Annotated in this window: 15 protein-coding genes and 1 tRNA gene; 3 read left to right on the forward strand and 13 right to left on the reverse strand. The window is 60.8% G+C overall.

All coding sequences use genetic code 11. The features are described from left to right. Positions 1-164: 164 nt before the first annotated feature. Positions 165-241 (reverse strand) — tRNA-Arg (locus ACTNB1_RS05365). 88 nt (positions 242-329) lie between these two features. Continuing rightward, on the reverse strand, positions 330-1,124 hold the full coding sequence (locus ACTNB1_RS05370; protein ID WP_441168233.1) for a sensor histidine kinase: 795 nt from the start codon (positions 1,122-1,124) through the stop codon (positions 330-332). 287 nt (positions 1,125-1,411) lie between these two features. On the opposite strand from ACTNB1_RS05370, the gene gap reads away from it, so the two are divergent. Further along, complete coding sequence (gene gap / locus ACTNB1_RS05375; RefSeq protein WP_441168234.1) at positions 1,412-2,425, forward strand: type I glyceraldehyde-3-phosphate dehydrogenase; 1,014 nt, start codon at positions 1,412-1,414, stop codon at positions 2,423-2,425. Positions 2,426-2,586: 161 nt separating this feature from the next. On the opposite strand, the gene ACTNB1_RS05380 is transcribed toward gap, so the two are convergent. The 11 genes from ACTNB1_RS05380 to ACTNB1_RS05430 all read right to left on the reverse strand — a co-directional run bounded on the left by ACTNB1_RS05380 (position 2,587) and on the right by ACTNB1_RS05430 (position 11,783). Then, positions 2,587-3,309, reverse strand: a complete 723-nt coding sequence (locus ACTNB1_RS05380; protein WP_441168235.1) for a TSUP family transporter — start codon at positions 3,307-3,309, stop codon at positions 2,587-2,589. A 24-nt stretch (positions 3,310-3,333) separates the two neighbouring features. Then, a complete protein-coding gene (gene deoC / locus ACTNB1_RS05385) occupies positions 3,334-4,026 on the reverse strand; it encodes a deoxyribose-phosphate aldolase (RefSeq protein ID WP_441168236.1) in 693 nt (230 codons plus the stop codon). A 40-nt stretch (positions 4,027-4,066) separates the two neighbouring features. Further along, on the reverse strand, positions 4,067-4,726 hold the full coding sequence (locus ACTNB1_RS05390) for a ribulose-phosphate 3-epimerase (RefSeq protein ID WP_441168237.1): 660 nt from the start codon (positions 4,724-4,726) through the stop codon (positions 4,067-4,069). A 16-nt stretch (positions 4,727-4,742) separates the two neighbouring features. After that, positions 4,743-5,672 carry a carbohydrate kinase family protein gene (locus ACTNB1_RS05395; protein WP_441168238.1) on the reverse strand — a complete coding sequence of 310 codons (930 nt, stop codon included), beginning with the start codon at positions 5,670-5,672 and terminating at the stop codon, positions 4,743-4,745. Positions 5,673-5,802: 130 nt separating this feature from the next. Beyond that, positions 5,803-7,020, reverse strand: a complete 1,218-nt coding sequence (locus ACTNB1_RS05400) for an ABC transporter substrate-binding protein (protein ID WP_441168239.1) — start codon at positions 7,018-7,020, stop codon at positions 5,803-5,805. Between the two features lie 59 nt (positions 7,021-7,079). Further along, a complete protein-coding gene (locus tag ACTNB1_RS05405) occupies positions 7,080-7,931 on the reverse strand; it encodes an ABC transporter ATP-binding protein (protein WP_441168240.1) in 852 nt (283 codons plus the stop codon). A 10-nt stretch (positions 7,932-7,941) separates the two neighbouring features. Further along, positions 7,942-8,778 (reverse strand): ABC transporter permease, encoded by an 837-nt coding sequence (locus ACTNB1_RS05410; protein ID WP_441168241.1) that lies wholly within the window; start codon positions 8,776-8,778, stop codon positions 7,942-7,944. A 101-nt stretch (positions 8,779-8,879) separates the two neighbouring features. Further along, complete coding sequence (locus ACTNB1_RS05415) at positions 8,880-9,341, reverse strand: RpiB/LacA/LacB family sugar-phosphate isomerase (protein WP_441168242.1); 462 nt, start codon at positions 9,339-9,341, stop codon at positions 8,880-8,882. 18 nt (positions 9,342-9,359) lie between these two features. Further along, positions 9,360-10,022, reverse strand: coding sequence for a ribulose-phosphate 3-epimerase (locus tag ACTNB1_RS05420; protein WP_441168243.1), 663 nt, complete (start codon positions 10,020-10,022; stop codon positions 9,360-9,362). Continuing rightward, positions 10,019-10,969 (reverse strand): transketolase family protein, encoded by a 951-nt coding sequence (locus tag ACTNB1_RS05425; protein WP_441168244.1) that lies wholly within the window; start codon positions 10,967-10,969, stop codon positions 10,019-10,021. The genes ACTNB1_RS05420 and ACTNB1_RS05425 overlap by 4 nt, the downstream gene beginning before the upstream one ends. Then, on the reverse strand, positions 10,956-11,783 hold the full coding sequence (locus ACTNB1_RS05430; RefSeq protein WP_441168245.1) for a transketolase: 828 nt from the start codon (positions 11,781-11,783) through the stop codon (positions 10,956-10,958). The genes ACTNB1_RS05425 and ACTNB1_RS05430 overlap by 14 nt, the downstream gene beginning before the upstream one ends. A gap of 410 nt (positions 11,784-12,193) precedes the next feature. Here ACTNB1_RS05430 and ACTNB1_RS05435 point away from each other — a divergent pair, with 410 nt between their 5' ends. After that, on the forward strand, positions 12,194-13,030 hold the full coding sequence (locus ACTNB1_RS05435) for a sugar phosphate isomerase/epimerase family protein (RefSeq protein ID WP_441168246.1): 837 nt from the start codon (positions 12,194-12,196) through the stop codon (positions 13,028-13,030). Continuing rightward, complete coding sequence (locus tag ACTNB1_RS05440) at positions 13,023-13,799, forward strand: alpha/beta fold hydrolase (RefSeq protein WP_441168247.1); 777 nt, start codon at positions 13,023-13,025, stop codon at positions 13,797-13,799. The genes ACTNB1_RS05435 and ACTNB1_RS05440 overlap by 8 nt, the downstream gene beginning before the upstream one ends. Positions 13,800-13,807: the final 8 nt, after the last annotated feature.

The raw sequence follows: 13,807 nt of genomic DNA on the forward strand, positions 1-13,807 counted from the left end.
CATTGGGGCCCCGCACAGCGGGGCGGCGCTTTTGCGCCGTACCAAGCGTTTTGGGCCTGAGGCCCAAAACCTTGATGCCGGGCGAATTCACTTCGCCCGAGCAGATGAAAAAACTTACGGTATCCAAAAAAATAGCCACACCCAAGGGGTGTGGCTATTTCTTTTGGTACGCCCGAAGGGACTCGAACCCCCAGCCTTCAGAACCGGAATCTGACGCTCTATCCAATTGCGCTACGGGCGCGCAGGACACGCTTCATTCAACGTGCCTGATTATTATAGCAACCTTTTCCCCATTTGTAAAGAGGCTTTTTTCGCTTTTTCCAAAAACCTCACTCCAACTCCCGGGGAAGGAAGGCCTCATAGGGCAGCACGCCGGCCAGCTCCACCAGCAGGTCGGAAAAGCCGCCGCCGGCGTCATAGCCCATGGTGGGCGTGCGCAGCACCCCGCCTCGCTCCGGCGGCCGGATGGGCAGGGAGATCACCGCCCGGCAGCCCCGGTCCTCCTGCTGCTCGAACACGATGGCGCCGCCGTGGGCAGCCGCGATGCTCCGGGCCACCCGCAGCCCCAGACCCAGCCCGTCGGGCCGGTAGAGGGGACTCTGCTCCTCCTCAGGCTGAGGAGGTACAAGGCCGGGACCATCGTCCCACACCGTCAGCACCGCCCGGTCCTTCCGCACCGCCAGCCGCAGACCTGCCCGGCCACCCTTTCCCGCCGCCTTCACGGCGTTGGCGATCAAGCCCAGCAGCATCCGCCGCAGCAGGCGGCTGTCCCCCTGGGTCAGCAGGGAGCCTGTCTCCTCCTCATAGGAGAACGTCACCCCCGCCTGCTCCGTCAGCGGCGCGGCCTGATCGGCCAGCTCCCGGCACAACCCGGCCAGATCCAGGGTGCCCAGCCGGGGCTCCGTGCCGCCACACTGGTCCAGCTGAAGGTATTCCACATTGCCCAGCAGGCGCATCATGCGGTACAGACTCTGGTGCAGGATGGCCAGATAGGGATCGTACTGCTCGCCGCCCTTCTCCCGCACCACAGGGGTCAGAAGCTGAATGGCCGCAGACAGATTATTCATCTGCTCCCGAAGCTGCTCCACCAGCAACGGGCCGAGATCGCCCTGCTCTTTTTCCATCTGAACCCCCTCCTCCCGTCTCATTCTGCCCCGGCGGCAGCCTTCTTCGCCGCCGGAAAACTGGTAAGTTACAGTAAGTATATCAAAACCGCCGCCGCCGCACAAGAAAAAATGTCGAACCATGTCGAAACTGCCACGTTTACCGATTATCCACTCGTAAATTTATACAGTTTCCCCACTAAGTTTTCTGTTTTTTCTCTTTTCATTCCGGAAAGATTAGTCTATAATGGAAGCGCGTAAGGAAAGGACGAATTAAGACGCTATTTAGAACAAAGGAGAGATTCATTATGAGCATTAAAGTTGGCATTAACGGCTTTGGCCGGATTGGTCGTCTGGTGTTCCGCGCTGGTATCAATCGCGACGACATCGAGTTCGTGGGCATCAACGATCCTTTCATGACCCCCGACTACATGGCCTACATGCTCCGTTATGATACCATGCACGGCCAGTTCGACGGCACCATCGAGTACACCGATGACGCCATCATTGTCAACGGCAAGACCGTGAAGTTCTTCGCCTGCATGGACCCCAAGGACATCCCCTGGGGCGAGGTTGGTGCTGAGTACGTTGTGGAGTCCACCGGCGTGTTCCTGACTCAGGAGAAGGCCCAGGCTCACATCGACGCCGGCGCCAAGAAGGTTGTTATGTCCGCTCCTTCCAAGGACTCCACCCCCATGTTCGTCATGGGCGTGAACCACAACACCTACACCTCCGACATGAAGTTCGTGTCCAACGCCTCCTGCACCACCAACTGCCTGGCTCCCATCGCCAAGGTGCTGCACGACAACTGGGGCATCACCGATGGTCTGATGACCACCGTTCACTCCACCACCGCTACCCAGAAGACCGTTGACGGCCCCTCCAAGAAGGATTGGCGCGGCGGCCGTGCCGCTGCCGGCAACATCATCCCCTCCTCCACCGGCGCCGCCAAGGCCGTGGGCAAGGTCATTCCCGAGCTGAACGGCAAGCTGACCGGTATGTCCATGCGTGTTCCCACCCTGGACGTGTCCGTGGTGGACCTGACTGTCAACCTGGCTAAGCCCGCCAAGTACGACGAGATCTGCGCCGCTATGAAGGCCGCTTCCGAGGGCGAGCTGAAGGGCATCCTGGGCTACACCGAGGACGCCGTTGTCTCCTCCGACTTCCTGGGCGACTCCCGCACCTCCATCTTCGACGCTGGCGCCGGCATCGCTCTGACCGATACCTTCGTGAAGGTCGTGTCCTGGTACGACAACGAGTGGGGTTACTCCAACAAGGTGCTGGACCTCATCGCTCATATGTATTCCGTGGACCACAAGTAAGTGACAGTCCCACATAACTGACCGGCACAAATTTGCCCGTGCAGGTCGGGAGACGCGAGCTCCCGACCCGCGCGGGCTTTTTTTGTCTGTCCAAAAATGGCTGGCTTCGGTATCCGGAAGCCAGCCATTTTTTGTTCTTTGGGCTCCAGGCGCCCGTGCGTCTAGAAAAAGGTCCGCAGCAGATAGAACAGTCCCATTCCAATGAGGAAGAGACCCACCAGCTTTTTCAGCCCCGTATCGGAAAGCCGCCGGAACGCCATCAGCCCCAGGGCGAGGCCGATCAGCACACCGACAATGCCCACGGCGCCGAACAGCAGGACTGTACCCTGCAAATTCCCAGCCAGGAAGTGGATCAGGATCAGGAACAGGGAGGTAATGGAGAAGTGGGCCTGAATGGTGGCAGAATACTCCTCTTTTCCGTTGGAGGCCGCCAGGATATAGGCAGCCACCGGGGGTCCGGCGATCCCAAACAGTCCGCCGAAAAAGCCGCCGACCAACCCCGCCGCAACACCGGTAGCCATCGTGGGACGCAGCTTGGCCCGGTCGCTGAAGGAGTGGAAAAAGGTCCCCAGGCAGATCAGCAATACGCCCAGCAGCCGGTAGAGCAGGTTGGTATCCAGCTGAAACAGAGCGAAAAATCCAAACAGGCTGGCGCCGCATGAGAACACGGTGGGCCAAAGGAGCAGGCTCCAGCGGATCTTCCGCCACTGGCGGATGGCCATGAAGAGCATGGAGACCACGCCGGTGATGAGCTCCAGCACCACCGCCGTCTCCAGCGGCAGGAACAGGCTCCAGAAGCAGACGCAGATCACGGCGTAGCCCAGTCCGCAGGTGACCTGGACAAAGCTCCCCAGCAGCGCCACGGCTACGATCCCCCAAAACACGCTACCCCTCCTCTCGCCCTGCTGTCATCCGCTGTGCCGGGCGGAAAATTCTCCAATGATGTCCGGTATAAAGCCCGAGCCGATCCGGCTGGCGCCCAGCTCGATCATCTGAAGGGTCTTGTCCAGGGTCCGCATGGCGCCGGCGGCCTTGATGCGGACCCGGTCCCCTACCACCTGCTTCATGAGCCGGACATCGTCAGCCTCCGCGCCGCCCGTTCCAAAGCCCGTGGAGGTCTTTACGTAGTCGATCCCCTGCTCCACAGCCACCTCGCAGGCTCCCCGGATCTCCTCAGGGCTCAGGTAGCAGTTCTCCAGGATCACCTTTGCCAACGCCCCCTGCTCATGGCAGAGCGCTGTCATCTCCCGCATCTCTTCGGCGATGTAGCGGTAGTCGTGGTCCAACAGCTTTCCAATGTTCAGGACATAGTCGATCTCCTCCGCGCCCTGGGACAGGGCAATGCGGGCCTCCTCCCGTTTGGCCGCCACGGACATCTGGCCAAAGGGGAATCCGGCGGTGGAGCCCACCTTGATGCCGATATCCCGAAGCTGCTCCACCGCATAGGAGACCCAGGCTCCGTTGACGGCGGCAGAGTAAACCTGATACCGTTTGCATTCCAGGAGGAACTGGTCAAATTCCGCCTGGCGGCAGGTTGGCCCCAGCAGGGCATAGTCAAAATAGGACGCCAGCTGGCGGGCAGTGGAAATCTCGCATTTCATGCCATCAATCCTTTCTGTTCATCGGGTGGGACAGGCGTGGCTACGAAGCGTCCAGGACCTGGCGGCAGGCCTGGATCCGCTCCGCGCTCAGGCCGCCCTGATAAAAGGTAAAGGCACCCATGACCAGCATATCCGCGCCCTGCTCGGCGCACAGAGGGCCGTTCTGCAGGTCGATGCCTCCATCCACGGAAATGAGCCAGGACTGCCGGTTGGCCTGGCGGCAGGCGTTTGCCGCCCGGATGGTCTCCAGGCAGTCAGGCTGGAAGGACTGGCCGGAAAAGCCCGGCCGGACTCCCATGACCAGCAGCAGGTCCAGCTCCGACACATAGGGGCGGGCCAGCTCGAAGGACTCGCCCGGCGAGAGCGCCAGACCGGCTTTCATGCCCAGCTGACGGATCCGCCGCAGAGCCCGCCCCGGTTCAGGCACGCTCTGGAGGTGGATGGTGGCCAGATCGGCTCCCGCCTCAGCCAGGCGCTCCAGGTAGGTCTCCGCGTTGTCCATCATCAGATGGGCGTCGATGGTACAGGGGTACCGGGCGCGGAGCGCCCGGATCAGGTCAAAATTGAAGCAGAGATTGGGCACCAGGTGGGCATCCATCAGGTCAATGTGGAAGGTGGAGCAGCCTTCGCTCAGAAGCAGCTCCGCGTCCTGCGCCAGATGGAGAAGGTCGCCGCAGATCAGAGTAGACGAATAGATCACCGCATGTTTCCTCCCTTCAGGAGATCTTTTTCAGGAGCGCATCCACCTGCTCCCTGCTGATCGTCCGGGAGGAGGCGCCCATCTGGGAGATGGACAGCGCCGCCGTGGCGGCGGCAAAGCGGCAGCAGTCGAAGAGGGAGCTCCCCTCCAACAGCGCGCAGAGAAAGCCGGCGGCAAAGTTATCTCCGGCGCCGGTGGTATCCAGCGCCCGCGCCGGGACGGCGGGAACGAAAAACTGCTCCTGCCGGCTGCGGGCAAAGCACCCGTCCCGCCCTGTCTTGACCACCACATGCTTGATGCCGCAGTCCAGCAGGGCGCTGGTGATGGACTCCAGATCCCGCTGACCGGTCAGGAGGGAGGCCTCTTCATAGTTGGGGAAAAAGTAGTCCAGTCGGGACAGCCCCGGCTTCAGTTCGTCCAGCGAATACAGTCTGCCGTTGCACATCACATCGGCGCACAGGACAGCGCCGCTGGCCGCGGCGGCGGCCGTAAAGCGGTCAATGTCCTCCGGCGTCAGGAAGGGCGGAGCCAGCAGGCTGCCGATGGAGATGATCCTGGCGCTGCCGGCGGCGGGCAGCGGCGGAGTAAAGAGGCTGCCTTTGGCCGGAACGGCCTCGTGGATGAAGTAGCGCTGTCCGTCGTTCTGGATCAGTATGACATTGACGCGGGAGCATCCGGGCGAGAGGACAATGTCCTCTGTGGGGACGCCTTTGTGCTTCAGCTGTTCCAGAATCAGCCCGCCTGTGGCATCGGTCCCCAACCCTGTCATCAGGCCGGCGTTTACACCCAGATGCCGCAGGGCTATCGCCTGGTTGACCGCGTCTCCGCCTACTTCCAGGGCGACTTGCTCACAGTTTTTCGCCTCGCCCAGGAAAGGAGCCGTCACATCCGCGCCCCGAATCAGCACGTCCAGGCAGCCGATCCCAACACACATCACATCCCACACGGGGGACCTCCTCCTCTCATATCTGCCGCCCCGAACAGGCGGCGGTCACCGCTATAAGCTGAAAAAAAGCGGCCGGCCTCACATGCTGCGCAGGGAGGCCGGCCGCAGGCGGACCTGTAAGAAGACCTGCTTACTGGCCCAAATAGTTCTCCACCGCGGTTTTCATAAAGGTAAAGTTGCAGGAATCAAAGAGCGTCTTGGGGTTGCCGCTCTCCACGTTCCCCAGCTTGTCGTTGTACAGCAGCTCCATCAGCTCATAGGCGTGGCCGGTACCCTCGTCAAAGCCCACCAGATAGTCGGACAGATCCTGCGCACTGTACACGATGTAATCCTCACAGAAGAAGGAGTCCTTGGCGGCCTCCGTCACCTCTTCGGCCATGTCGGCAGCCTCTTCCTCGTGGGAGCTGCGGTAATCCAGCGCCTTGACCAGAGCGTTCATGAAACGCTGGGCCACGTCGGGGTTTTCCTCCAGCCAGTTGTTGTTGGCTACCCAGGTGTTGATGTAGGTGTAATCCGGCATGTGGGTCTCCGCCGTAGCCACCTTGATGCCGCCGGCATTGCGGATGGTGTTGGTGGAGGGAGAATAGCAGCAGCACATCTTGGCGTCGCCGGCCTGGAAGGCGGCGGGGATGGTATCGTTGCTCATGCTGTAGAAGAACACCCGGTAAGCCTCGTCACCGGTGGGATTGGGATTGGTATAGCCCTCCAGGAAGGAGCTGTCCTCGGTGTCGATCCACAGCTTCTCCTCGTCAGGCACCTCCGTGTCGCCAGGGCCGCCGTAGAGGTTGACCCGGGTCACGAACTCCTTCATCCAGCCGCCGGGGGTGGTGCTGGTATCCACGAATACGGTCTGGCCCTTCAGGGCGTTGTAGATCTCCTCCCAGGTGGAGTCGGGGGTCAGGCCCACGCTCTCATCCACCAGGAACTGCTCGTTGTTGGAAATGCAGTCCATGAACACGAAGCTGACGGGCACGCCGCTGGCGTCCATGGCGTTCCACGCCACGCCGGCGCCGATGAAGCCGATGTCCAGGGTGGGATTCTCGGTACGCATGGCGGCCATCTCAGCAGCGCCGCCGGTGACGATGGTGTAGTTGGCGTTGATGTGCTCCTCCTCAAAGTAGCCCATCTTCAGGGCGGTGGCAAAGAGGGAGGCGCCGGGAGCGTTGTTGTGGATGCCCACGTTGACCGTGGCCCACTCCGCGTCGCTGGTCCCCTGACCGGCAGTCTCGGTCTGGGAGGGATTGGAGGTCTGGGTATCGTCTCCGGCCGGGTCGCTGTTGGAGCAGCCGGCCAGCGCAGAGATGAGCAGCGCGGCGCAGAGCATGAGCAGAGACAGACGTTTCTTCATGGGGAATCCTCCTTTTATCATTGTTTCTTATTGCGACAGGAACACCCTGTAAAGGGTCATTATTTCCGCACTTCCAGATACATCTGATAGACCGTGTTCCAGATGTGGTTCTTCATCTCCACGAACTCCGGGAGCAGCTTGGTGGCCTGGTTTCTGGGATAGGGCAGATTGACATCCACGATCTCCATGACCTTGCCGGGCCGGGCGCTCATGATGACGATCTTGGTGGCCAGAAGAACGGCCTCCTCCACGTCGTGGGTGATGAAGAAGCAGGTCTTTTTCTCCTCCTGCCAGGTAATCAGCAGATCCTCCTGCAGCTGGGCACGGGTCTGGGCGTCCAGCGCGCCGAAGGGCTCGTCCATCAGCAGCACATCGGGGGCTACGGCGTAGCCGCGGGCGATGGCCACCCGCTGCTTCATGCCGCCGGAGAGCTGCTTGGGATAGGCGTTCTCAAAGCCCTGGAGGTTGACCATCTTGATATACTTCTCACTCAGGGCCTGCTTCTCCGCCTTGGTGAGCTTGGTATATTCGGCCTTTTCCCGGGGGGCGTTGGTCTTGGGGTCCACCTCGCCCGCCTGGCGGAGCACCTTCTTGTACTTCATGCCGTACTCGATGTTCTTCTTCACCGTCATCCAGGGGAACAGGGCGTACTGCTGGAAGATGACGCCCCGGTCGGGGCCGGGACCCACCACAGGGGCTCCGTTCATGGTGACGGAGCCGTCGTCAAACCGCTCCAGTCCGGCGATGATGTTGAGCAGCGTGGTCTTGCCGCAGCCGGAGGGACCCACCACGCAGACGAACTCATTTTCGTAAATGTCCAGGCTCACGTCGTTCAAAGCCACCGTATCGCCTCTGGTAGGGTCCCGGTAGACCTTATTGACGTGGGAGATCTCAATCAATTTCTTAGCCATGTTCCGCGCCTCACTTCCAACGGGTCAGCCGCGCCTCCAGGAGGAGCAGCACTTTATCCAGGATGTATCCGATCACGCCGATGGTTATAATGCCCAAGAGCACCAGACTGGTGTTCATATATTGCTGTGCCAACTGGATTCTGGCGCCTAGTCCGTAGATGGTGCCCGTCATCTCAGCGGCGATCAGGGTGGTCAGGGAGGAAGCCACTGCCAGCCGGGCGCCCACCAGGATATAGGGGAATGCCTCAGGCACCATCACGTCCAGGAAGAGGTTGATGTCCTTGGCTCCGAAGGTGTAGGCCGCCTTGACCAGGGTCAGGTCCACCTGCCGGATGCCCTGGTAGACGGTGACCACCACCACCAGGAAGGATGCGATAAAGATGATGATGTACTTGGCCTTTTCCGTCAGGCCGGCGGCCAGGATGACCAGAGGGATCATAGCCAGCGGGGGGATGGTACGCAGGAACTGGATCCAGGGCTCCAGCAGGTTGCGCACCTTGGGATACCAGCCCATCAGGAAGGCCACGGGAATGGCGCAGATAAAGCCGGTGCTGAAGCCGATAAGCACGCGCTGCAGAGAGATGGTCAGGTCCTTGAAATACCGGCCGTTGGAGGCGATCTCCTCCTGAAGGGCGTCCCAGACCTGCACAGGGCCGGCCAGGAAGGTGTTCAGACTTGGATCGCTGGACAGCGCTAACCAGAGAATGACGGCGCACACCACGGAGACTATGTTCAGCGTGATGCGGGTGGCTCTTGTTCCGTCACTGAAATCCTTCAATTTGCGCGCCTTGACCTTTGGGGGGGCGGGCTCTGTGGTCTGACGCTTGTTGTTCTCCCAATCTGCCATAGTGACCTCCTTGTTCCGCGTCCACGGCCAGTGCGGCTGGAAACGCTCTCACAAAAATGATGACCGCCTGCGCGGTTCCCGTCTCAGAGAATTCGCTGTGCTCAGTAGACCCGGTGGCCTGCCTCGATCTCGGCCAGCATATGGAGCCGTCCGTCATGCTTGCCGGAATACTTGCCGAAAAGGAAGATCTCCACGATCTGTTCAAACTCATCCGGCGTGGTCAGCCAGGCTCCGGTGGCCAGGATCCGGGCGTCATTGTGCTCCCGGGCCATCAGCGCGGCAAAGGGCGTATAGCACAGCGCCGCCCTGGCGCCTCTGACCTTGTTGGCCGCCATAGCCACCCCCTGCCCGGTACCGCAGATGAGGATCCCTCGGTCGAACTGTCCGTCCCGGACAGCCTCGGCCACCTTCTGGGCGGCCACGGGATACTCACCGGCCTGGGCGGAATCACAGCCGAAGTCCGTGATGTCATAGCCCTTGGCGGTCAGCCGGCGGAGCATCTCGGTTTTCATGTCGTACCCCGCCAGGTCGCTGCCGATGACCAGTTTCAATTGTGTCTGCATCTCTTTCACCTCTGTGCGTCAAGCTTCGATCCAGGACCGGAACCGCCGGCAGGCGTCCGGTATGGGAATATCCTGTTGGAAAATGGCGTAGAATCCCAGGATCAGAACATCCGCGCCGCACAGTCTGCACTGGCGCCCGTTGTCCCGGTTGATCCCGCCGTCAATGGAAATGAGGTAATGGTGTCCGTTCTGCTCCCGCTCCTGCACCAGGGTGCGGATCTTCTGATAGGTGCCATCATCAAAGGGTCTGCGCACTCCGCCGGGCACGATGGACATGAGGATCACCATATCCGCCAGGGGCAGCAGCTCCCGGAACTCCTCCGGCGTGCGCTGGGGATTGATCACAATGCCCGGCTTCATGCCCGCCTGCCGGATCTCCCGGAGCAGAGCAGCGGGGTCCCGCGCCGTTTCAGGCACGAAGGAGAGGTAGTCGATCCCCACCGCCCCGCAGCGGTCCACATAGTCCTCCGGATTGGTCACCATCAGGTGGGCGTCCAGGGTAATGGTGGGAAAGGTCTCCTTCAGCTCCCGCGCCACGTCCAGATTGGCGCACAGGTTCGGCACGTTGTGCCCGTCCATAAAATCGATGTGCAGGAAGGGCATATCCCCTTCGATCAGCTGCCGCACATCCGCCTCCATGGCGATCTGCCGTGTGCAGGCCAGGCTGGGCGCATAGATCATGAGACACGCCCCCAGCTCTTTTTCAGGGTCACGGCCCGTTTGGCCTGCTGCAAAATGGTTTCGGCATCCAGGTGATAGCGCTGCTTCAGGTAAGGCAGCGTGCCCACCTCTCCAAATGTATCGGCCACGCCCACCGCCGTGATGGGCACGCTGAGCTGATCGGCCGCCGCCTCCAGGACGGCGCTGCGCAGGCCTCCGATGACGTTGTGGTTTTCCGCAACCACTCCGCACCCGGTCTTGCCCAGGGAGGCCAGCACGGTTTCCGTATCCAGCGGCTTGACGGTATGTACGTTGATGACCTCGGCGTCCACACCCTCCGCGGCCAGCCGGTCCGCCGCTTCCAGCGCCTCCCGCACCATCAGGCCGGAGGAGAGAATGGTCACGTCCTTCCCCGTGCGGAGCACGTCGGCCCGGAACAGATCGAAGTGATAGGACTCCGGATCGTAGAGCTGGCTCCACTCCTTGCGGTAGGTCCGCATGTATACGCACCCGGGATACTCATTCATGGCCTTGAGCCCCATGCGGAGCTGTGTGGGGTCAGCCGGCTCGAAAAGGACGGCGCCCGGGATGCTGCGCAGGACTCCCACATCCTCCATACTCATGTGGGTGCCGCCGTTCAATTCGGCGGTGATGCCGGGGTCGGTGCCGATGATCTTCACGTTCATACCTGCGTAAAGCACGGAAATGGCGATCTGATCACACACCCGCCGGGTGGCAAAGGGAGTAAAGGAGGAGATGTAGGGCTTAAAGCCGTAGCTGGCCAGACCGGCCGCCAGGCACACCATGTTCTGTTCGGCAATGCCCACGTCAAAGGTGCGCTCCGGGAAGCGCTTGTGCACCGCCATCGTGCCGTTGGAGGCCGCCAGGTCCGCGTCCAGCACCACGATATCGGGATCGGACTCCATGAGTTCGATCAGGGTCTGTGCCATGATGTCACGCATCCACATCGTCTGTGCCTCCGTTCTCCTTCAGGGCCTGTTCCACTTCCTCCGGCGTCAGCGCGAAGTAATGGCTTCCTTCGGCCTTCCCCTCCATTTTGGCAATTCCCTTGGCCTTGACCGTGTGAAGCACGATCATCGTAGGCTTACCGGCGGAGGACTTCGCCTGGCAAACGGCCCGGTCGATGGCCTCCACATCGTGGCCGTCCGGCACGTCGATGCAGTTCCACCCAAAGGCCTCCCACTTGGCGCAAACGGGCTCCAGCGTATTGATGTCGTTTACGGCGCCGTCCAGCTGGGCGCCGTTGTAATCCAGAAAGGCGATCAGGTGATCCAGCTTCCGGCTGGCGGCAAAGAGCGCCGCCTCCCAGATCTGTCCCTCCTGGGATTCTCCGTCGCCGATGATGGCGTAGATCCACGCGCCGTCCTTCCGCAGCCGGCTGCCCAGCGCCGCGCCCACCGCACAGGAAAAGCCCTGGGCCAGGGAACCGGCTGTCATATCCACACCCGGCGTGCGCCGCATGTCGCAATGACTGGGCAGGTCGGTCCCGGGCTGATTCAGGGTCAGCAGCTTGTCCTTGGGGAAATAGCCCCGGTTGGCCAGCGCGGCATACAGCGCCGGACCGGCGTGTCCTTTTGAAAGGAAGAGGCGGTCTCTCCCCTCCAGCCCAGGCTGGGCGGGATCGATCCGCATATGCTTGAAGTACAGTACACTGAGGACCTCCGAAATGGAGAGGCTGCCGCCATAATGTCCCGCTCCCAAAGAGCCGATGCAGCGGATCGTATCCAACCGGATGTTCCGCGCGGCCTGTTTCAGATCCATGTGATCCACTCCCAGCCAGATTAATGTGGTTTCATTATAGGCACAGGTTTTATGGGTGTCAATATTTTTCTGAAAACATTTTCAGCATATGTAAAATGAACAACTTTCAAAAATTGTGAAGCAAAAGTTGTTTAAAATTTGGCTTATTTTACTATATTCCCAACTTTATGAATTGAAATAAGGAAAATAAGACTTGCTGGTACAAATTTTTTCTACCTGTCCGGTGCTTTTAAACTGTCAAAAATGAAAATATTTTTTAAAGTACGCGAATTGTGAAATTTAAATTATGTGTTGTATTTATCCCATTATAATGATATTATCTGATTAAAATAACGAAGTCGTAAGAAAAGAAGCTGATCCCAAGCCGATCAGGCTTTCAGAAAATGTTTTCAGAAAAGAGGGTCTGTAATATGGAGATAGGCGTTTTTTCCAATGTCTACTCCGCGTGCACCATTGAGGACGGTCTGTCGCGCATCAGAGAGGCCGGGCTTACCCTGGCCCAGCTGAATCTGTGTTCCGTCTGCGGAGAACTGATGCCGGCAGCTCTGGACGAAGCCCGGCTGACCGCAGTCGGACAGCGCGCTCAGGCCCAGGGCATTCATTTTGTCTCCCTGGCGGGTACCTTTAATCTTATCGCGCCTGATCCCGACCAGCGCCGGGAGGGGCTTCGCCGCTTTGAGGTGCTCTGTCAGGCGGCTGCCCTGCTGGGCATCCCCACTATTCTGCTGTGCACCGGCTCCAGAAATCCCCAGAGCCAGTGGCAGTGGCACCCGGACAACGCCTCTCCCGCCGCCTGGAACGACCTGTTGAAGGGTACGGAGCGGCTGCTTGCCCTGGCGGAGCGGTATGACCTGGTCCTGGGGGTGGAGCCGGAGCCCTCCAATGTGGTAAGCGACCCCCGGCGGGCCCGGGCCTATCTGGACGAGTTCCGCTCCGACCGACTGAAGATCGTCCTGGACGGGGCAAACCTTTTCCGCCCGGCCCAGGTATCGGATATGAGGCAGGTATTGGACGAGGGCATCAGTCTGCTGGCCCGGGATATCATTCAGGCCCACGCCAAGGACTTTTTGGTGGACGCCGACGGAACGCTGCGCTATGTGGCCGCGGGAAAAGGGCTGCTGGACTATCCCTATTACCTGGCCGCGCTTCATGCCTGCGGTTTCTCCGGTCCGCTGCTGCTCCACGGTCTGAACGCGGACGAGGTGGCAGACAGCGCCCGCTTTCTGAGGGGGGTCTTACATGCCTGAGCTCCAACTGGGCGGCATAACCATGCGCTACCGCACAAGGGGAAGCGGCGCCCCTCTGATCTTTTTGCACGGTATGGGCGGAAGCAGCGCCCAGTGTCAGGGCCTGCTGGACCCCATGAAGGGCGTCTGTCAGATCCTGCCCGACCTCCGCGGCCACGGCAAAACAGAGCTGGGACCGGCTGAGGCGCTGAGCTTTGCCGCCATGGCGGAGGACGTCGCCGGGCTGTGGCAGTCCCTGGGGCTGAAACGTGTGGCGCTGGGCGGGATCTCCATGGGAGCGGCGGTGGCTGTGGCTGCGGCCCTCCGGTTTCCCCAGCAGGTGGAAAAGCTGATCCTGCTCCGGCCCGCCTGGACCGACGCCCCCATGGCGGAGGAGGTACAGAGCTGGTATCGGGCGCTGGCCGCCGCTCTGCGGGAGAAGACTCCCGCCGCCCTGAAGGCCGATCCGGTCTTTCCCCAGATCCAGCGGCATGCAGATACTGCCGCGATCTTTCTGAACGCATTTCAGGACCGGGCCAGCCTGCGGTGGCCGGAAAAGTACGAGCTTCTCCCGCCCCAGCGCCCGGTGGACGCCCTGGCACAGCTCCAGGCGCTGCACATGCCGGGTCTGATCCTGGCCGACCGGGGTGATCCCATCCACCTGTTCCAATATGCAGAGCAGTACGCCGCGGCACTCCCCAACAGTATTCTTTTGGAGGTACCGCCAAAGGGTCCGGAGTTTCTTTCCTACCGGGCCGCAGTCAACAGAGCGCTGCGGGATTTTCTGTAAGAAAACCG

It is taken from the genome of Flavonifractor sp. HCP28S3_F3, assembly GCF_052065355.1.
Classification (GTDB): domain Bacteria; phylum Bacillota; class Clostridia; order Oscillospirales; family Oscillospiraceae; genus Flavonifractor.

Bases quoted from the DNA above. Each gene is read 5' to 3' on its own strand.
- ACTNB1_RS05370 (WP_441168233.1), bottom strand. From the start codon at position 1,124: ATGGAAAAAGAGCAGGGCGATCTCGGCCCGTTGCTGGTGGAGCAGCTT.
- gap (WP_441168234.1), top strand. From the start codon at position 1,412: ATGAGCATTAAAGTTGGCATTAACGGCTTTGGCCGGATTGGTCGTCTG.
- deoC (WP_441168236.1), bottom strand. From the start codon at position 4,026: ATGAAATGCGAGATTTCCACTGCCCGCCAGCTGGCGTCCTATTTTGAC.
- ACTNB1_RS05400 (WP_441168239.1), bottom strand. From the start codon at position 7,020: ATGAAGAAACGTCTGTCTCTGCTCATGCTCTGCGCCGCGCTGCTCATC.
- ACTNB1_RS05405 (WP_441168240.1), bottom strand. From the start codon at position 7,931: ATGGCTAAGAAATTGATTGAGATCTCCCACGTCAATAAGGTCTACCGG.
- ACTNB1_RS05410 (WP_441168241.1), bottom strand. From the start codon at position 8,778: ATGGCAGATTGGGAGAACAACAAGCGTCAGACCACAGAGCCCGCCCCC.
- ACTNB1_RS05415 (WP_441168242.1), bottom strand. From the start codon at position 9,341: ATGCAGACACAATTGAAACTGGTCATCGGCAGCGACCTGGCGGGGTAC.
- ACTNB1_RS05420 (WP_441168243.1), bottom strand. From the start codon at position 10,022: ATGATCTATGCGCCCAGCCTGGCCTGCACACGGCAGATCGCCATGGAG.
- ACTNB1_RS05425 (WP_441168244.1), bottom strand. From the start codon at position 10,969: ATGTGGATGCGTGACATCATGGCACAGACCCTGATCGAACTCATGGAG.
- ACTNB1_RS05430 (WP_441168245.1), bottom strand. From the start codon at position 11,783: ATGGATCTGAAACAGGCCGCGCGGAACATCCGGTTGGATACGATCCGC.
- ACTNB1_RS05435 (WP_441168246.1), top strand. From the start codon at position 12,194: ATGGAGATAGGCGTTTTTTCCAATGTCTACTCCGCGTGCACCATTGAG.
- ACTNB1_RS05440 (WP_441168247.1), top strand. From the start codon at position 13,023: ATGCCTGAGCTCCAACTGGGCGGCATAACCATGCGCTACCGCACAAGG.